This is a genomic window from Vibrio sp. LaRot3, from assembly GCF_027587025.1.
Taxonomy (GTDB): domain Bacteria; phylum Pseudomonadota; class Gammaproteobacteria; order Enterobacterales; family Vibrionaceae; genus Vibrio.
In genome coordinates this window covers 229,892-249,418 of sequence record NZ_JAPPTI010000003.1, presented here as the reverse complement: position 1 = coordinate 249,418, position 19,527 = coordinate 229,892, and the positions used below count along the sequence as shown (strand labels likewise).

At 46.9% G+C, this 19,527-nt stretch carries 14 protein-coding genes and 1 pseudogene; 4 read left to right on the top strand and 11 right to left on the bottom strand.

Annotated features, from left to right (window positions below):
• Positions 1-230 precede the first annotated feature (230 nt).
• The 5 genes from prfC to ubiT form a co-directional block, all read right to left on the bottom strand.
• Positions 231-1,811: a peptide chain release factor 3 gene (gene prfC / locus OH461_RS10020; protein WP_270020474.1), complete on the bottom strand. Its 1,581-nt coding sequence runs from the start codon at positions 1,809-1,811 to the stop codon at positions 231-233.
• Between the two features lie 98 nt (positions 1,812-1,909).
• Positions 1,910-2,356 (bottom strand): ribosomal protein S18-alanine N-acetyltransferase, encoded by a 447-nt coding sequence (gene rimI / locus OH461_RS10015; protein ID WP_270020473.1) that lies wholly within the window; start codon positions 2,354-2,356, stop codon positions 1,910-1,912.
• Between the two features lie 14 nt (positions 2,357-2,370).
• Positions 2,371-2,769 (bottom strand): DNA polymerase III subunit psi, encoded by a 399-nt coding sequence (locus OH461_RS10010; RefSeq protein WP_270020472.1) that lies wholly within the window; start codon positions 2,767-2,769, stop codon positions 2,371-2,373.
• 120 nt (positions 2,770-2,889) lie between these two features.
• The gene (locus OH461_RS10005; protein WP_270020471.1) at positions 2,890-3,393 is read right to left on the bottom strand and encodes a GNAT family N-acetyltransferase; all 504 of its coding nucleotides are present in this window, start codon (positions 3,391-3,393) and stop codon (positions 2,890-2,892) included.
• A complete protein-coding gene (gene ubiT / locus OH461_RS10000) occupies positions 3,377-3,904 on the bottom strand; it encodes a ubiquinone anaerobic biosynthesis accessory factor UbiT (protein ID WP_270020470.1) in 528 nt (175 codons plus the stop codon). The genes OH461_RS10005 and ubiT overlap by 17 nt, the downstream gene beginning before the upstream one ends.
• 199 nt (positions 3,905-4,103) lie before the next feature.
• Between ubiT and OH461_RS09995 the strand changes: the two genes are divergently transcribed.
• The 3 genes from OH461_RS09995 to OH461_RS09985 all read left to right on the top strand — a co-directional run bounded on the left by OH461_RS09995 (position 4,104) and on the right by OH461_RS09985 (position 8,197).
• Positions 4,104-6,143 (top strand): bifunctional diguanylate cyclase/phosphodiesterase, encoded by a 2,040-nt coding sequence (locus tag OH461_RS09995; RefSeq protein WP_270020568.1) that lies wholly within the window; start codon positions 4,104-4,106, stop codon positions 6,141-6,143.
• A 145-nt stretch (positions 6,144-6,288) separates the two neighbouring features.
• Positions 6,289-7,302, top strand: coding sequence for a ubiquinone anaerobic biosynthesis protein UbiU (gene ubiU / locus OH461_RS09990; RefSeq protein WP_270020469.1), 1,014 nt, complete (start codon positions 6,289-6,291; stop codon positions 7,300-7,302).
• Positions 7,303-7,318: 16 nt separating this feature from the next.
• Complete coding sequence (locus tag OH461_RS09985) at positions 7,319-8,197, top strand: U32 family peptidase (protein ID WP_270020468.1); 879 nt, start codon at positions 7,319-7,321, stop codon at positions 8,195-8,197.
• 69 nt (positions 8,198-8,266) lie between these two features.
• On the opposite strand, the gene OH461_RS09980 is transcribed toward OH461_RS09985, so the two are convergent.
• From OH461_RS09980 to pnp, 4 genes are all read right to left on the bottom strand, one after another.
• Positions 8,267-9,604, bottom strand: a complete 1,338-nt coding sequence (locus OH461_RS09980) for an MATE family efflux transporter (RefSeq protein ID WP_270020467.1) — start codon at positions 9,602-9,604, stop codon at positions 8,267-8,269.
• Positions 9,605-9,678: 74 nt separating this feature from the next.
• On the bottom strand, positions 9,679-10,089 hold the full coding sequence (locus OH461_RS09975) for a MarR family winged helix-turn-helix transcriptional regulator (RefSeq protein ID WP_270020466.1): 411 nt from the start codon (positions 10,087-10,089) through the stop codon (positions 9,679-9,681).
• A 103-nt stretch (positions 10,090-10,192) separates the two neighbouring features.
• Positions 10,193-11,104: a lipoprotein NlpI gene (gene nlpI, locus OH461_RS09970; protein ID WP_270020465.1), complete on the bottom strand. Its 912-nt coding sequence runs from the start codon at positions 11,102-11,104 to the stop codon at positions 10,193-10,195.
• A gap of 173 nt (positions 11,105-11,277) precedes the next feature.
• On the bottom strand, positions 11,278-13,401 hold the full coding sequence (gene pnp, locus OH461_RS09965; protein ID WP_270020464.1) for a polyribonucleotide nucleotidyltransferase: 2,124 nt from the start codon (positions 13,399-13,401) through the stop codon (positions 11,278-11,280).
• Between the two features lie 260 nt (positions 13,402-13,661).
• On the opposite strand from pnp, the pseudogene OH461_RS09960 reads away from it, so the two are divergent.
• A pseudogene (locus OH461_RS09960) lies at positions 13,662-13,796 on the top strand (IS982 family transposase); the annotation flags it as partial.
• 12 nt (positions 13,797-13,808) lie between these two features.
• On the opposite strand, the gene OH461_RS09955 reads toward OH461_RS09960, so the two are convergent.
• A complete protein-coding gene (locus OH461_RS09955) occupies positions 13,809-16,652 on the bottom strand; it encodes a BRCT domain-containing protein (protein ID WP_270020463.1) in 2,844 nt (947 codons plus the stop codon).
• 21 nt (positions 16,653-16,673) lie between these two features.
• Positions 16,674-19,481, bottom strand: coding sequence for a leucine-rich repeat domain-containing protein (locus tag OH461_RS09950; protein ID WP_270020462.1), 2,808 nt, complete (start codon positions 19,479-19,481; stop codon positions 16,674-16,676).
• Positions 19,482-19,527 lie beyond the last annotated feature (46 nt).

Sequence of the window (19,527 nt, the reverse complement as noted above, 5' to 3'; positions counted from 1 at the left end):
AAGCGATGACCAAGCTCGCATTGAACACTGAAAGATTTCTTCAAAGCATTTGGCGTAAGAACAAGGCGATAAGTAAACTCAGCCTTGGGAAATCACTACCAGTACATCTTCTAAGTAGTTGGTGTCAGAACAAGGCGACGAGATAACTCATCGCCATGAACATAGTTTACCTATGTGATTGGTGTGAGTTAACGAAGTCAACACAGTTATCACACCAAATACAACGAAGATTAGTGTTCGCGAGTCGCGCGGAACTCTACGTCTGGGAATCGCTCCGATGCTAAGTTCAAATTAACCATAGTTGGTGCAATGTACGTTAGGTTATCGCCACCATCTAGTGCTAGGTTTGACTGGTTCTTACGTTGGAACTCGTCCAGTTTCTTCGCATCACCACACTCTACCCAACGCGCTGTCGCCACGTTTACACCTTCGTAGATGGCTTCTACGTTGTATTCTGCTTTCAAGCGAGCAACAACCACATCAAACTGAAGCACACCTACTGCACCTACGATTAGGTCGTTGTTTTGTAGCGGACGGAATACCTGTACGGCACCTTCTTCTGAAAGCTGAACTAAGCCTTTTAGTAGCTGTTTCTGCTTTAGAGGATCTTTTAGGCGAATACGACGGAACAGTTCTGGCGCAAAGTTTGGAATACCTGAGAACTTAAGGTTTTCACCTTGAGTGAAAGTATCACCAATCTGAATTGTACCGTGGTTATGAAGACCAATGATGTCACCTGCGTATGCTTTTTCGGCACGCGCACGATCACCCGCCATAAAGGTAACTGCGTCAGATATACTCACTTTTTTACCTGTACGAACGTGGTTCATCTTCATACCTTGGCTGTATGTACCTGATACGATACGCATGAAAGCAATACGGTCGCGGTGCTTTGGATCCATGTTCGCTTGGATTTTGAAAACGAAGCCCGAAAACTCTTCTTCGTTTGCTTCGACATCACGCTCAACCGCTTTACGAGTTTGTGGCGCTGGCGCCCACTCTGTTAAGCCATCAAGCATATGGTCAACACCAAAGTTACCTAGTGCTGTACCGAAGTAAACTGGCGTTAGTTCACCGGCTAGGAAAAGTTCGTGATCAAACTCTGGACAAGCACCGATCACTAGCTCTAGCTCTTCACGCACGCTTTCAGCCAGATCTGCACCCACTTTTTCATCAAGCTCTGGGTTGTCTAGACCTTTAATGATGCGAACTTCTTGAATCTCATGGCCGTGGCCTGATTCGTACAGAATCGTCTCATCGCGGTGAATGTGGTACACACCTTTAAATTCTTTACCACAGCCGATAGGCCATGTGATTGGCGCGCAAGACATGCCCAGTTCGCTTTCAACTTCATCCATTACTTCCATTGGATCACGAACGTCACGGTCAAGTTTGTTCATAAACGTTACGATTGGCGTGTCACGTAGACGCGTAACTTCCATCAGTTTACGAGTACGATCCTCGACACCTTTCGCTGCGTCGATCACCATCAAGCATGAGTCAACGGCCGTTAGTGTACGGTAGGTATCTTCTGAGAAGTCTTCGTGTCCCGGAGTATCAAGAAGGTTTACAAGGCAGTCATTGTATGGGAACTGCATTACAGAGGTCGTTACCGAGATACCACGCTCTTTTTCCATCTCCATCCAGTCCGACTTCGCGTGCTGGTTAGAACCACGGCCTTTTACAGTACCCGCTTTTTGGATCGCGTTTCCGAATAACAGAACTTTTTCAGTAATTGTGGTTTTACCCGCATCCGGGTGAGAGATAATCGCAAACGTTCTGCGCTTGCTAACTTCTTGTAGGAAAGACATAACCGCCCTTTGATGATCTTAAAGCGTAAAAAGGGCAGTAAACACAATACTGCCCTTGAAATTTGAGTGCGGATTATACAGAAGTCGAGGCTGTTTCTCTATAGGAACAGAAAACTCATGATGATGGCGTCTTCTTTGCCGTTAGCCGTTGGGTAATAGTGACGGCGACGGTCTACTTCATTAAAGCCTGTCGACTCATACAAGCCAAAAGCAACTTGATTACTTTCACGTACTTCAAGCCAAGCGCTTTCCGCTTTTGCTTGCTCACACATGCTGAGGAAATGCTCGAGTAATACTTTACCGTAGCCCTTGCCTTGCTGACTTGGATCCACCGCTACGTTGAGTAACGTCACTTCTCCCACGATGTTCTGCGCGTAGAAATACCCCACCAGCACTTCATCATCAAACAAAACATGATGGCAAGCGCCACGACTGTTGACGTCGCGAATCATTGATTGTGACCAAGGGTGAGAGTGAGCCGACTGCTCTATTTGCCAAATCGTATCAAGATGGGATTCAGCTAAAGGAATAAGTTGTAATGACATTTGGGTTCTAAAACCTAGTTGTAAGAACAGATTTGCTGCCAAAGAGCTTTACGATATTGAGTGTTACCTTCAATCTCGCTCAATTGAGGAGAGGTAAGCACCTTCGCTTGAATATCGCCATTCGACTCGCAACCTGCAAACCATAACCACTCAATTTGATCCGCACTTAACTGAGGTAACTGCTCCGGAAATAAGTGTAATGCTTGCTGGAGAGAAAGCTTCATACTCTTTAGCACACGCTCAAACAGTTCCGCACTTTCACCTTGTGGTAAATCAGGCGACACTAACAACAATTTACATTCACTTGGTAGCTCAATTGCAGGTGCTTGATAGCCAGCTAAACGCTGGGGATGAGCAAGCTGATAGGCATCAATACCCATTTGCTGTAAGTAAGCGATCTCATCATTTTGCATGGGTAAAATTTCGTCTTAAACAGTCTGTTGATATGCGGGCTATCCTAACACAAAGGAGTGGCCAACAAAAAAGGGGCACCAGCCCCTTTTACGCGATGATTACTCTGTAAAGATCCAGAACTATAGCTCTGAGAACTCAGGGCAGTATTGGATTAATCCTTGGCGTTGGTCAAATTCACCTTCTGCCATTGCCAGTACTTGGAAAGCGCCCGCTGGGACATCCCACTCACAGCGCATTTGCTTACTTTCAGCAGCTTCAAAACCAAAGCGGCCGTAGTAACTTGGGTCGCCAAGTACAACACAAGCTGGGTAACCAAACTCAAACAGTGAAGATAAACCTTCACGAATCAATTTATCGGCAATACCTTGCTTGCGGTATTCTTCTTTCACAGCCACTGGTGCTAGGCCTTGCCAGTTTAAGTCTTCACCTTCGAGAGTGACTGGACTAAACATCGCGTGACCAACCACTTCACCTTCATCAGTACAGGCGACAAGGGATAGAGTTAAATGGCTGTTTTCACGCAGCTTCATCACCAGATTGGCTTCAGCTTCTGTCTCAAATGCAGATTTTAATAGGCCATCAATAACCAGAATATCTGCTGGAGCTTCAGTTCGTATAAGCATTCGCTACCTCATTTTGTATCACTGGGGATTGTACGCCCTTATGAACAAAATCGGCTAGTTGATTTAGTAGCATTTGTAACGGCTTTGGCAGAAGTTCAAGGTCTACGCTGTCCATTAGGTTCTTCACTTCAAGACCTAGCTCGGTATCCCCTTCAATAGAAAGGCGACGCTGGAAGAACAAAGTATCTGGATCTTCTTTACGACCGGCAATCAGCACTAAGTCATTTAAGTTACCGCTAAATGACACGTCTTCTTCTACCTCGCCATCAGCAACAATCAGCTTGTCGTCTTCGTAGCTGATATACCAATGCAATTTCATATCTTTTACTTCAACTTTCAACCACTTGTCTTCAAGGAACTCAAAATCGCCATCTTCTAAAGCCTCTTTAAAAACCATTTTCAAGCTATCTAGCAAGGCTTTTTTTTGTACAGACTGAGGCAATAAGTGGACTGGAGATCGCAAAATTGATGCTGCATTTTGAACTAATTGAGTGCGAATCTTGTTAATCACGCGGGTTATCCGTTACTTTGTAAAAAGAGATGTTCATCATAAGCGATGAATCACGGACGATACCTGTTATGTATCAAAAAATGACGTAATGACAACAACTCTTTAAAGTCACTACAATCGCAGTTATAGTAGGCCATTCGCTACATAACAACTGCTAAGATGTTTTGTGTCAGCCATATGGAGAATTGGTACACCTCTGATGCCATCGCAACAACTACAGCATTGGTTTAAAAAAATCACGGCCCACGGTCCGTTTTTTTCCGCCATTTTGGATAGCCAACATAACTATGTCATGGTTAATGATCGCTATTGTGAAATCGCCGGGCTGACCAATGATGAACTGATCGGCATGAATGATAGCCAAATCCTTGGTGAGCAGTTTTATTCACACCTCAAACCTTACTATCAGCGCGCTTTCTCAGGCGAACATCTTGAAGCTGAAATTACGCTTGATGAAATTGATTTAGAAACCTGCTTCCATTGCAGTCTTTCTCCTATCGAACTTGACGGCAAAATCCAATTTGTTGTTCTTCACGCGATTGATACGTCAGAAAAACAAATTTTAGTCCGCTCATTAGAAGAGTCTGAAAGTAAGTTCAGCACACTGACCGCCCTGCTTCCTGATGGTTTGTTGTTGGTTGAAGATGATTGCATCTTATCCGCAAACCCAGCCGCTGTGCGCCTTCTCGGTTTTGAATCTTCCGCAGATTTATTAGGCGAAGATTTAACTCGCTTGTTCATTGATGAAAAGACCAAGACTGTATTCAACAACAAGCTGAGCTTGCTCCTGCAAAATTCACCTTTTGTCTGTCTAACGGGCCCCCGCTGTGGATTTGAACGCAAGGTGCAGCTAAAAGCAGACAGCGCCGTTATTTTGGGCAGTGATTCTCAGATTGTCTTGATCCAAGATGCTGAGCAAAACGCCGCACCAACTACTGCTGGCACAGTGGAAGATGCCAATATCGACTCACTGACAGGCACATACAACCGCTTTGGTTTTACTAAGCGCCTAGAGCAATTGATTAAGAACGAAACGCCTTTAATCATGCTCTATCTTGATATCGACAACTTTAAGAACATCAATGACTCACTGGGTCACCATATTGGCGACAAAGTCATTAAAGAAGTCTCTTCTCGTCTTAAACGTCTTCTGCCGCAACAGGCGGTATTAGGGCATTTAGGAGGAGATGAGTTTGGTTTGATCTTGCCTGAGCCAGAAAACAACCGCATGGTTGAGATGCTGTCAGATAGAATCATTTCACTCATTAACCAACCTTTCGATTTACACCACTTCAGTAAGCGCCTTGCTTGCTCAATTGGTAGTGTGGCTTATCCGGGCGATGGCAATGATGCACGTATCCTACTGCAAAATGCCGACACCGCCATGTACGAAGCAAAAGATCGCGGCCGCAACCGTCTGATTAAGTTTAACGATCAGATGAACAAAGAAGCGCGCATGCGTCTATGGCTTGAAATCGAACTACAAAAAGCGCTGCAACAAAACGGCCTTGAGGTTTGGTACCAACCAAAAGTGAACGCCCGTGATTTCAGCATTAATGGCGCAGAAGCACTGATTCGTTGGAAACACCCAGTCGAAGGCTACATCAGCCCGGGAGCCTTCATCCCTGTTGCTGAGCGTGCGGGTCTAATCGAACATTTAGGCCGCGTGGTCATGCGTGAAGTTTTCAACACGGTCAAACGTTGGAAAATCCAAGGTATTTTACCGGGACGTGTTGCCATCAACCTATCGCCAGAACAGTTTGGTAACCCAAAACTTATCGACTACATGGAAAAGCTCCTGCGTACTACGGAGTTAGACCCTAGCTGCATTACGTTTGAGTTAACAGAAAGCGCAGTAATGAGTGACAGCGACCACACGCTGCAAATGCTTAACGCGATTAAAAAGTTAGGCTTCTCGCTGTCCATTGACGATTTTGGTACAGGGTACTCATCACTTTCTTACCTTGCGCGCTTCCCGTTAGATGAGCTTAAAATCGACCGCGCGTTTATCAATGAAATCGACACGCTACCGAAGCAGGTGACGGTGATTGAAAACATCATTAATCTTGGTAAATCACTAAACCTCACCGTAGTTGCTGAGGGTGTTGAGACTCAACAACAAGCAACACTGCTTTCCAACCTCAACTGTAACTCAATTCAAGGCTTCCACTTCTATCGCCCACAGCCAAAACAAGAAGTCGAAGAGCTGTTTGTGCAAAATCGCCGACATAAGAACTAACACACCTATAACACGTCCTCAAAAACCTACTCCATTGGAGTTAATTGCTAGTTAACTCACTCAAACCTGCCTTACATCAAATTTGCCATTCATAATTCTTCATAAAATGCGAGGCAACTATGAAAGCAATTGGTTTAGTAGAGCAATGGAACTTCTATGCCCAGCAGGTAACTTACCTGCATTGAAAACAGCGATAGATTGCGGAGCAGACGCGGTGTACATCGGCTTTAAAGATGATACCAATGCTCGCCATTTCGCTGGCTTGAACTTCACTGGTAAAAAACTCGATAAAGCAGTCCAGTACGTTCATGACCATAATAAAAAAATTCACGTTGCGTTGAACACGTTCGCTCATCCTGATGGCTTTGAGCGTTGGACTAACGCTGTCGATCGCGCTGCAGATGTCGGCGTGGATGCTCTTATCGTGGCGGATATCGCGGTATTAGAATACGCTGCGCGTAAATACCCTAACTTAGAGCTGCACCTATCCGTGCAAGCTTCGGCGACCAACGTAGCCGCTATCGACTTTTACAAAAATAATTTCAACGTTAAACGCGTTGTCTTGCCACGCGTACTTTCGATTCATCAGGTAAAACAGTTATCACGTAATATGACCAGTGATGTTGAGCTAGAAGTGTTTGCTTTTGGCAGCCTATGCATCATGGCGGAAGGTCGTTGTTACCTATCGTCATACATGACTGGTGAATCACCAAACACGGTTGGTGCTTGTTCTCCAGCTAAATACGTTCGCTGGCAAGAAACCGATAAAGGTCTAGAATCTCGCCTTAACGATATTTTGATTGATCGTTATAACCAAGGTGAAAACGCGGGCTACCCTACCCTATGTAAAGGTCGTTTTACCTCAGACCTCGAAGGGGGCGAAAAGCCATACCACGCACTGGAAGAGCCAACGAGCTTGAATACTCTGTCGCTTCTGCCTGAGTTGTTTGCAGCTAATGTTGCCTCAGTGAAGATTGAAGGTCGCCAACGCAGTCCTGCTTACGTAGAGCAAGTCACTCGAACATGGCGCGCAGCCATTGATCGCTACTTAGCTAACCCAGAGGCTTACCGAGTGGAAGCAGCATGGGATGCTACCTTAGCCAATGTCTCCGAAGGTACACAAACTACCTTGGGTGCTTACCACCGTAAATGGCAATAAAGCAGAGAGTAAGACAATGAAATATGCATTAGGCCCACTGCTTTACTTTTGGCCAAAGCAAGACGTAGAAGGTTTCTACCAGCAGGCGCAAGACAGCTCTGCCGATATTATCTATTTGGGTGAGACGGTTTGTTCAAAGCGCCGTGAAATGAAAGCTGCCCATTGGTTTGATATTGCTAAACAACTGGCAGACAACGGCAAGCAAGTGGTGCTTTCAACCATGGCTTTGCTTGAAGCGCCAAGCGAAGTTAACGTAATGAAGAAGTACATCGACAATGGTGACTTCTCTATCGAAGCGAATGACGTATCTGCGATTCAACTTGCCCATGAACATAAAGTGCCGTTTGTGGTTGGCCCTGCCGTCAACACTTACAACGCCCACACGCTAAACCTATTCCTAAAACAAGGGATGACACGTTGGTGTATGCCTGTTGAACTTTCTCGTGAATGGTTGAGCAATGTGCTGACTCAGTGCGATGAGATCGGTATTCGCAACAAATTTGAAGTAGAGGTGTTTAGCCATGGTTATCTACCCCTTGCCTACTCTGCTCGCTGTTTTACAGCTCGCGCAGAAGACAAAGCAAAAGATGACTGTGAAACCTGCTGTATTAAATACCCAACCGGTATTCAAGTGCGAAGCCAAGAGGGCCAAGAGGTGTTTAACCTTAATGGCATTCAAACTCAATCTGGCTACTGTTACAACTTAGTCAACGATCTGCCAAGCATGCAAGGTTTGGTCGATGTGGTTCGCTTGAGTCCATTAGGTGTTGAGACTTTCTCTGAAATCGAAAAATTCCGCGCTAATGAACAAGGCAACAGTCCTGTAAGCGCACTTGATCGTCAGTGTAACGGTTACTGGCATCGCTTAGCGGGTTTAGAGGTTAAAAGCATCTAAGCCAATTTAAACGCCGATATACACAAAAGGGCTCAATTGAGCCCTTTTAGTTTTTATTGAGCGAGAGTATTACGCTTGCTGCGCCGCTAACTCTGGCATTTGATGGCGTCGCACGTCCTTTATCAGCATAACAATCACCACCAAACTTAGTGCAATGTTGGATAGCGGGAATGCAATCCAAATACCGTTAATTCCAAACAGTTTTGGCATTAACCACAAGAATGGTAATTGCACTGCCATGTTACCAATGGTCACGAACATCGCTTTACCACCGCGATTCACCGCTTGATAGTAAGCTCCTGCCACCACTAAGAAACCATCTAAGAACAGCGCAAACATGTGCAGTCTCAAACCTAAAATAGCATTCTCAATTAACGCTTCATCTTGATTGTTGAATACCGCCACGAACTCACGTGGGAAAAGGTTCAACAACACAACAAACGCAACACCACCGAGCACTGCAACACCCATCGCCACTTTTAACAACTTCAGGATATTCTCATTGTTTTTAGCGCCATGGTTATAACTGACTAACGGCTGCATACCATTAGCAATACCTTCCGCTGTGAGGTAGTAGACCGTTACGATATAGCCAAGGATGGCATAAGCACCAATCAACACTGAGCTACCATATTGAGCAAACAATGAGTTATGTAGCGCCACCATCATAGAGCCATAGGCATACATGAAGAAACTCGATACACCAATCACAAAGATCTGTGGCACGACAGACCAGTTAATACGTAAATCATCGATACTTAGACGTAGCTTCGCTCGGCTAGAGAAGAAGTAAGCCAAACCAAGCCCAGTTACCACCATCTGCGCAATCGCAGTTGCGATAGCTGCGCCCTGCAACTCCCATTGCAAGTGAGCAATAAACAGGTAATCCAATACGATGTTTATCACTGCGCCAATCACCATCAGCAATGTGGCCAGATTTGGGCTGTCGTCATTACGCAGTAAAAATGGCATCGCAATCGAGCCTAACGTAAACACACTGGCGATGATCAAAATATGCAGATACTGAGCGCCTAACTCAAACACACGTCCGGTCGCCCCCTGCCAAAGCAGAAAATCATCAGCAAATAAAAACAGCGCTCCCGACACTACAGGCGTCAAAGCGAGCAATAATAACAAGCCCGTTGCCAGAATATGTTTCGCAGCAGCTAAGTTTTTCTCGCCTTGCTTAATTGAAGCAAGCGCGCCAGTACCTACGCCCACCAGCATACCAATACCGAGAATAGAGCCAATCACCGGCCATGCGACATTAATACCCGCTAAGCCATCTGCCCCCACGTAGCGCCCAATGAAAATACCATCGACCACCTGATATAAACCGTTGACCAGCATCGCGGCAACCGTTGGGATCGCATAGCTCCAAAATTGTTTGTATATCGACTTTTGCATTCTTCTTACCAAACGATAATCAATCTAAGCGATTGAATAAAATAGTTAGCAAAGCTAACTAAAACGGCAAATTTTTACTTCAGTGCTTTGTTGAGCAGTTGAACTAGAGATTGAGCTTCTTGCTCCGAGAGATTGGCATTCAGATCGTTAGCGATCTGTTTATACACCACTTGTTCAAGTGACAGATCCTTAATCACTTTTTCGGTCAATATAACCCGCTTAGCACGCGCATCTTCACTGCACGCAACGCGTCTTACTAGACCTTTCTTTTCCAATCGAACCACCATATTTGAGGCGGATGGCTTGGTCACTTCAAGCTCTTGCGCTAGATCGGTAATTCTGACCCCTTGCGGGTATTGCTGAATCACCTTTAGGTAATCAAACTCGTTAAAGCTGAGCTGACACATAGGATCTTCTTTGGCATGCACTCGCCACGCCTTGGAACAAAAACGTTCTAGGCTAATTAAACTTTGTTCTAATTGCATTGCGCTTCAACTTAGTTAGCAAGGCTAACTATTTTAGCCATTTTTTAATCATACGCAATAAAAAACCGCCTTGCGGCGGTTTATGTCAATTGCGTTGGTATCACTACTGCGTTTTCTGCTCTAATTTTGCTTTCGCTAACTGCTCTTCTTTCACTTGATTAAAGATACGAGTTAACTCCAAAAACGAATATCTGTGCTCAACGTATTCAAAGACATTAAAGGAAATCGCTAGCTTATACATAGAAATAGCTCGAGCGTAATCGCCTTCTTTTTGATAGCGCTTACCTAGATAAAAGTAAGTTTCCGTTAAGCGCTGTGCGAGTACCGTATTATCACGAGTTCCAGCTAAAATCGCTTTAAACGTTTGTTCTTCTGAAATTTGGTTCAATGAGATAGCGACCAATACCCAGCCCCATTGATCGTCACGCTGCTGATAAAGCGCCATCAACTGCTCACGCGCAGCAACCGGATCTTTCTCTAACTTGATCAAATACAACCAAAGCGCACGGAATGGATCGGTTGGATCTTCTGCAAAGTGTTTTTCCATATCTTCCAAAGCAAGATCGATACGGTCACCGTAATAAAGTGCAATAGCGCGATTGCGCACTGAATATGAGTTAGTTGGATCTAAATCGAGGGTTGAATCAAACGCTTCATAAGCGGCATCAAACTCACCGACTTGAGTAAGGTAGACACCTAGCAGGTTAAAGACATCTGGCTGAGCCGGATTGAGCTTTAGAGAGTGATTGTAGTCTAAACGCGCAAGATCCCTTAAACCAACACTGTCGTAGTAATTACCACGCTCAAACAGCATCTTCGCTCTTACTTCATCAGGGAGGTTTGGACGTTGCAATAGTTGGCTCAAGCGAGCAATTTGCACTTCCTGCTGCACACTGGCTTGCAACGGCACTGCCATTGGTGGGTATAGCCACTGCTGCTGGCTATCCTTGGTTGATGCACAACCCGTCGCAACCAAAATACTCAAGCTAAGCGTTACGGTTTGAAACCATTTCACGTATATCTACTCCTATTATCCACTTTACAGTGTATACCCAAACTGAGTATCCGTTGTCTCTTTGTCTGGCTACCACGTTAAGCCGATAAATTAACCGATTCATTGCGCATTAAAAAAGGGAGCGCGAGGCTCCCTTTATATCATGCTTTTAGCGTTACACGCTAATCTGAGAATTATTCAGCAGCAGGTTTTTCGTCTGCAGCTTCAGTTTTCTCTACCGCTTCTTTCATGCTTAGACGAACACGGCCTTGACGGTCGATTTCAAGCACTTTAACTTGAACTTCTTGGCCTTCAGCAAGGTAGTCAGATACTTTCTCTACACGCTTGTCAGCGATTTGAGAGATGTGTACTAGACCATCTTTACCAGGAAGGATAGTAACGAATGCACCAAAGTCCGCTAGACGTGCAACTTTACCTGTGTAGATACGGCCTACTTCAACTTCAGCAGTGATCTCTTCGATACGACGAATTGCTTCTTTCGCAGCTGTACCTTCAGTTGCAGCAATCTTGATTGTGCCGTCGTCTTCAATTTCGATAGTTGTACCAGTCTCTTCAGTTAGAGCACGGATAACTGCACCACCTTTACCGATAACGTCTTTGATCTTCTCAGCGCTGATCTTCATAGTGTGAATGCGAGGAGCAAACTCAGAGATATCTTCACGAGCACCAGAGATAGCTTCATCCATTACAGATAGGATGTGCTTACGTGCACCTTGCGCTTGGTTAAGAGCAATTTGCATGATCTCTTTAGTGATACCTTCGATCTTGATGTCCATTTGAAGTGCAGTGATACCAGTGTTAGTACCTGCTACTTTAAAGTCCATGTCACCTAGGTGGTCTTCGTCACCAAGGATGTCAGAAAGAACAACGAAGTCGTCGCCTTCTTTAACAAGACCCATTGCGATACCCGCAACAGAAGACTTGATTGGAACACCAGCATCCATAAGCGCTAGAGACGTACCACATACAGAAGCCATTGAAGAAGAACCGTTAGATTCTGTGATTTCTGATACTACACGAACTGTGTATGGGAACTCATCTACAGATGGCATTACTGCAGCAATACCACGCTTAGCTAGTTTACCGTGGCCGATTTCACGACGCTTAGGAGAACCTACAAAACCAGTTTCGCCTACACAGTATGGAGGGAAGTTGTAGTGTAGTAGGAAGTGATCTTTACGCTCACCTGTTAGCTCGTCGATGATTTGAGCGTCACGTTGTGTGCCAAGAGTCGCTGTAACGATAGCCTGAGTTTCACCACGAGTGAATAGTGAAGAACCATGAGTACGAGGAAGAACACCAGTACGAACGTCTAGCGCACGAACCATGTCTTTTTCACGGCCATCGATACGTGGGTTGCCCGCGATGATGCTGCGACGTACAACTGTCTTCTCTAAATCGTGGAAGATAGTGTGAACTTCTTTTAGGTTCAGCTCTTCATCTTCTGCTAGAAGTGCTTCGTTAACTTCAGCTGCAATCTCGTGGATGCGGTCGTAACGAGCCATCTTTTCAGTGATTTTGTAAGCATCAACTAGCTTAGCTTCCGCTAGCTCAGCAATCTTAGTAACAAGCGCTGTGTTTTCAGCAGGCGCAACCCAATCCCATGCTGGAGTAGCAACTTCAGCAGCGAATTCGTTGATTGCGTTGATAACAACTTGCTGTTGCTCGTGACCAAATACAACGGCTGATAGCATCTCTTCTTCAGTTAGGTTGTCAGCTTCTGATTCAACCATAAGAACAGCGCCTTCAGTACCTGAAACAACAAGGTCAAGCTTAGAAGTCTCTAGCTCAGTGTTGCTTGGGTTAAGTACTAATTGACCATCGATGTGACCAACACGTGCTGCACCGATAGGACCGTTGAACGGGATACCAGAGATAGCTAGTGCTGCAGAAGTACCGATCATTGTAACCATGTCTGGTTGAACGTCAGGGTTAACAGACATTACTGTCGCGATAACTTGTACTTCGTTTTTGAATGCGTCTGGGAAAAGTGGACGGATTGGACGGTCGATTAGACGAGCCGTTAGTGTCTCACCTTCAGATGGACGACCTTCACGCTTGAAGAAGCCACCAGGGATTTTACCAGCAGCGTAAGTACGCTCTTGGTAGTTTACTGTTAGCGGGAAGAAGTCTTGACCTTCTACTGCTTCTTTTTTGCCAACTACAGAAACGAATACAGATGTATCGTCCATAGTTACCATAACTGCAGCCGTAGCTTGACGCGCAATAACGCCAGTTTCTAGAGTAACCGTGTGGTTACCGTACTGGAACGTTTTAACAACTGGTTTTTCGAACATGAAAATTCCTTGTTGGATTTTGAGTGAATCCACCACTACCAATCGCGACTAGTGAAAGCAGGCTACCTCACCTCCCATTGAGCCTTGTCAAAAGAAAGACCAATAAAAAGCTAACCAACTTTTAATAGCCGCGACCATTTGGTCGACTTACGTGACTGTAGTTAGTGGACAAAAATGCCGCTATTCCGAAACCTATCGCAAGGTTACGAAAATAGCGGCACGATTATAGACTAGTTCGAGGGTTAAATCCCGTAGAATTTGTTGAAACTGGTCAACGCAAAAGGGACCGCAAAGGGCGAATATCTGAAAGCGAAACAATGACCATCATTATTGCTTTTCATATGTCGCATCCACGTGACTTTAAGAATTTTTATCTTAGTATCAATTTAAAGCACACCACTTTGCCCTTAGGCGTCCTCTAGAATTTCACAGTCAGGGAACGCATCGCGGAATTTTTGCGGAGCCCTTATCGACTCATAGCCCTGCTCTGCGTCATAGCCCCAGCGGTACAGAGGCTCTGCCGCACGACGCAAGTCGAGCTTCTTCAGTTTTTTTAGCTTGAACAGCACCTTGGGAAACTCAGTAAAGTGGTTAAAGGAGAGATCCAGCTCCTCCAACTCAGTTAGCTCAGCCAATTTCGGCGGCAACTTTTCCAAATGATTGAAGCTCAAGTTGAACTTCTTCACCTGCAAGTAGCGTTCAAAATTAGCAGGCAGCGCATTCAAGTAGGAGTTGTGCAGGTCAAGCTCAGTGATCCGCGTCTGCGCTGGCAGCGCTTCCGGTAAGCGAGTCTTCGGACTACCTAACTCATAGCTGTTCTGCATGTAGATGTCAGGGGAGCGATGGCAATTGGTCAAATGCTCCTCATCGGCACCTTCCAGCACCAACTCAAAGCCACAAGCTCTATTCCAGTTGAGGCACTCCCCTTCCACAAACGAGCGGGTAATGGCTTGGCGGCGCTCACACTCCTCTTTCTGAGTCAGCAACCACAACAGACCCTCGCCATAGCGGTCAAAGTAGGCTTTGGAGAAATCGATACACAGAGGACGTCCCCAACGTTTAGTCAAGCCCTTGAGCTTCTTAAACATCGGCCCTTCACCGGTTGGGTGGCCCTCCCAGTTCAAACCTCGCAGATCCGCCTCGAAGAAGATGCGATCTTTTACCGCCAACTGGAACAGGTCGTCCCCCTTGCCTGCCAACAATTGCTGTATCGATTTACGCAGTGCTTTATCGCTGGTGGTTTTCAGAATCAGGAACAGCGGCATCCACATCACTTCAGTGACGCCCCCTTGAGCTAACATCTCCACCGCCACTTGATGGGAGGCTTCATCTGGGGAGTTCAGCATCGTCATCACGGTATCAACCATACCGCTGTCTATGGCTTGCTCCTGCTGCAAAAACTGCGGCGCCGCCTGCTCAAACCACTGGCTTAGGGCAGTATCGTCGATCAACAGATGATGCTGCAGATCCAGCAGCTCGGTCTGCTTCGGATTGGCGCCAACCAACACGTGGGTCACACTGTCGGTCAACTTCTTGCTGATGCTAAAGCCCAGCTCCTCGGCCTTGGCCTTGAGCTCAGTGACCTTAAACCCACTCTTACCGCATACAAACAGCACAGTATCGCTACCTAAGGCCCGACGAGTTAACGCCTGCTCGGCGTTGGCCCTCAACCAGGCGTGGGCATGTTTCTTAAATGGAGAGTACTTCGCCTCAAGGAAGGTCAAATGGAAGCGTCCCTCCATCTGAGGAAGGTCTCTTGGTTTTGGCGCATGATACAGCTGTTGCCAATATGTTTGGCGCTGCTCAAGAGTTAGCGGGGCATTAAGCAAAATCTTCCGCTGTTTGTTGAGGGCTTCACTACGAGCCACTTGGTCGTAGATGCCAAACTCCACCTCAATCTCTGGAGGCATTCGCATCAAGAAGTCGGTGCGATCGCCGCTTTGTGCCGTTAGGTCAAGAGCCAGACGATTTAGCGACGGTGCGGTCAGCAGTTGATCCAATGCAGGCAATGTTGTGCACGGACCATGATGGCTAAACTGCTCGATTCTAATCTCGGTGACGCCGGTCATGGCACTCAGATCCCCAAGTTGCTCGGTAGGTCCGTTGCTCACTCGAAGCCGAGTAATGCCGGAATGCTGACGCAATGTTAACGGCAGCTCTACATCGGTAAAACCTTCCAGCTGTAAATAATCCAATTTGGTTAGCGCGCTAAGCACCTTAGCCTCGCCCAACTCTCCCGAGTCACGCAGCTCCAATTGAGTCAGCTGTGGTGAGTTTTTCAGGCCGTCCAGTTGCGTAAATGGCACACCGGTGGCAAACAGGTGCTCCAAGTACGGCAAATTAAGATCACCAACCACTCCTTTGCCCTCTGAGAACAGATAGATTGAAGTTAAGGATTGCAGCGGCGCTACCAGTTCCGTCAAGTTATAACTGGCGTTGTGAGGCAGGAACATCAAACGCTCAGCGCTGCCCAGTTGGCAAAAGAGATCACTGGCAACCTCAGTGCCATTTAATCCCACATTTAGGTGTAGCTCCTTCACAGATTTAGCTCGAATCAAGCCCCCGGGAGCCACAATTAACTTATCGGCCTCCAGTCGTATCTCATCAAGTTCAGCGTTTCCAGCATCGATAATTCGCTCTATCTGCATCTGGCAATGGGGAGAAATAGAGATCTTCTTAATTGAGTCGGGCAGCAGCAATTGCTCTACCTGCATCTTGTAAGACTCACCATTGTAGTGGCGACAATAGAGGTGTAGCTCCTTCAGCTCCTTGGCCCCAGAGAGGTTTAAGGCCAGTCGTTCAACTTCATCTACCCGCAGATGTAACGATTGGAGGCGGCTTCCTTCAGGCAGCTCCAAAACCAAAGGTCCCTTCTCCACCTCAAGGTAGAGCTTGGTGAGAGCCTGACAGTGTTTGAGATAACCCAATTGGTTGGCTTGGGTAACCACCGCTCCCCGAATCGCCTTAAGGTTTTTAACCATCTCAGGCTTAACATCGGAAAGCTCCAGCGGATTGTTTTCGCAGTTGAGAATCTTGAGATTAGGAAACGCCCTGAACATCTCGGCATCAATGGGGCGCAGAGGCTCCAGATAGCTACCGAAATAGAGCTCTTCAACGTTGGGGAAAGCTCGACCGATCTTGTTCCAGTCAGGGGCAACTTCACTCACGCGGTAACGCAGATTGGTGACGTCCGGGTGGATATGTTCCAACTGTTCCAGATCATAGTCATACAAAGAAGCTTTTTTTGTCATCGAAAATTGTATCCTAATTCATTAATCCTGAAGCACTTCGCACTCTGGGCAGGCTTCTAAAAATGCCTGCGGCACACGCAATTTGTGATAGTGCGAGCCATAATCATCATCCAGTCCTGGACGAGTGGCACGACGAAAATCGAGCTTCTTCAGCCAAGGCATCTTCAATAACACCTTGGGAAATTCACGGAAGTGGTTAAAGGAGAGATCCAGCTCCTCAAGCTGGGTGAACTTAGTCATTGCGCTCGGCAGGGAGTCCAACATGTTGTGGACCAAGCTTAAACTGGTGATCTCGGTAAATTGGTCGGCACCTTTTGGCAGCGTACTCAATAGGCAGTTGCCCAGATCCAGACGACGAATAGTACGCCCGTTGGCCAACTCCTTTGGAATCTCGACTTTCACTGCGCCCAGTAGGTTATCTCTATTGAGATAGAACATCGGATGCCAGTGCAAGTTAATCTGGGATTCCCTGTTCCAGAACTCCTGAATCTGATCCATCCCCATGCCTCGACGCCAGTTAAGACAATCACCCTCAACCAGTGATTCCAGCATCGACAAACGCAGCTCAGCTGGGGTCTTTTGCAGCATCACGTAAATAAGGCCTTCGCCATAACGCCTAAAGAACAACTGCGCAAACTCCATGCACAACACGTCGCCCCACTTTCTGCGCTGCTTCTTAAGCTTATCGACCATCACGCCCTGCCCCTTAAGGTTGCCATAATCGTCGAGGCCGCGGCAGTTGTGAAACAGGATGCGATCGTTCACCGCCAGTTGGAAAGCTTCATCCCCCATGCCCGCCAGCAGATGTTTGATCTGCTTACGAAAGCCATTGTCGGCAGTGGTTTTCAAAATAAGGAACAGCGGCAGGCGCATCGCTTCGGTCACCCCGCCCTGTTCCAACATCTGTACGGCAACCTTGTGGGATGCTTCATCGGGAGAGGCCAACATCTCCAATACACTGGCCTCCATCGATTCGCCGCCCTGCTGCTGCAGAAACTTAGGCGCGTTAGCTTCGAAGCACTGCTGCAGCACCGAATCATCAATGATGGCGTGGCGATCAAGATCGAAACTCTCGGTGTTCTTAGGTGCGCTGCCCAACAAAATGTGAGTGACCTTGTCATCCAGTTTCTTGCTGAGGCTAAAGCCCACTTCCTCGGCTTTAGCTTTGAGTTCAGTAGCTTTAAAGCCACTGCGTCCGGAAACAAACAAAATACTGTCGGCACCAAAAGGTCTCTGCTGCTGATTGTGCTGAGCCAATTGGCTTAGCCACGCTTTGTGCTGCGCTTTAAAGCGGTTGTACTTAGCCGCCATCATCGTCAAATGGAAATTAGCCGGCATCGTTGGCAGCTCAGCGGGCTTATACACAGTAGCCAAGATATTCAGGTAGCCCAAAGACTCCTCATCACTTAAGTGAGAGCGCTTTAAGATCTGCCACTCCGCCGCCAATTTTTCACTGCTGATGTCTAGTTTCAACTCCGTATTTAAGTTGATCCAGGCGGGATCAAACTGGTTCAGTTCGATGTCTAGGCGCAGCGATTCTAGTGCGGGAATGGTGACCAAGTCCTGCTGATCTGGCAATGATGCTTGCTCATGACGCCAAGGCTGAATCCATACGTCAGCAAGAGCGGTCATCTGACTCATGTCCCCCAGTCGAGGCAAGGTAACTGAGAGCAAGTTCAGACGCTCAATGGTGCTACTGCTCAGTACCGACGCCGGTAGCTGCTCCAGTTCTCCCCCTCGCAGGGTCAAACTGGTAAGCTCCGGCAGCTCAGGCATCTGCGACACTATGCCCTTTAGTAAAAAATTACAGTCGTTCAGTTTTGGGCTGTGAGCCAACCAATCCAGTTGATCGCCGTTTAAGCCAAAAACCCACGCTCTGGTCAGCTTTGGCAGTACCAACTCATTGGCTTGCTCTAGCGTCCCACTGGCATTGCGGTAATTAAAATCCTCCACCACCATCCCATGAGGCAGCAGTAGCCCTGGAATCTGGGTCTGTTCGCACTTAAGTTCAAACTTAGTAGCCCGAGTCAGCTTGGCAAACAGCGCCGGAGGCAAAGGCGGTGTCGGCTCGGTTAAGGTCAGAGTAAGTCGATTCAACTCCTTAAGTTCACCAAGAAGATCCTCCGCAAGCTCAGCGGAGCCCAGATTCAGAGTTAACTGGTTTAAATTTTGGTTGGCACCTAAGATAGAGCCGGGCAGTTTGCCGACACAATGGGCATCTAAGGTGAACTCTTGCAGTGAGCTTGGCAAACAAAGCTGATTCACAGACAGAGCCGCCGGGCCATCATCATAGTAATCCAGTTGCCCCAAAACTACGGAGGTCAGTTGGCTGTTCTCAAGATCACAACTAAGCGCACTCACCTGAGACTCCAGCCCCACCTTAAGTACCTTCAAAGAGGATTGGTCACTGATGGCAACCTTAACGCTGGACTGGTATAGGCGCACTGTCAGCTCGGTTAATTTTGGCAGGCTTGAGAGCAGCGCCAGATCCTCATCGCGGCATTGGCTCAGTTTTAGTTTTTCCAAATTGGCCAGGTGCTCTGGATTGACGTTCTCCAATCTCACCGACAACTTATCGCGACTTCGAGTCGGCATCTCCAGTTCAGACAAGTTAGGGAACTGCTGGAAAAACTCCGCATTGATCTCTTTGCGACCACCCACGCGGCCAAGCTCCTCAAAGGTCAGCTTACGCAACCGAGGGAAGGCTCGGCTGAGCTGCTGCCAGCTCTCCATCGGCTCATCACTATCATAAAACAAATGCTCGACATCAAGGTGTACTGATTCCAACAGGGAGTCGTGATTATAATCTTCCAGTTCCACACTCTGCATGGAGCCTCCTTACGGTTCTGTTCTGGGTGGGGACGCGACAAAGGCA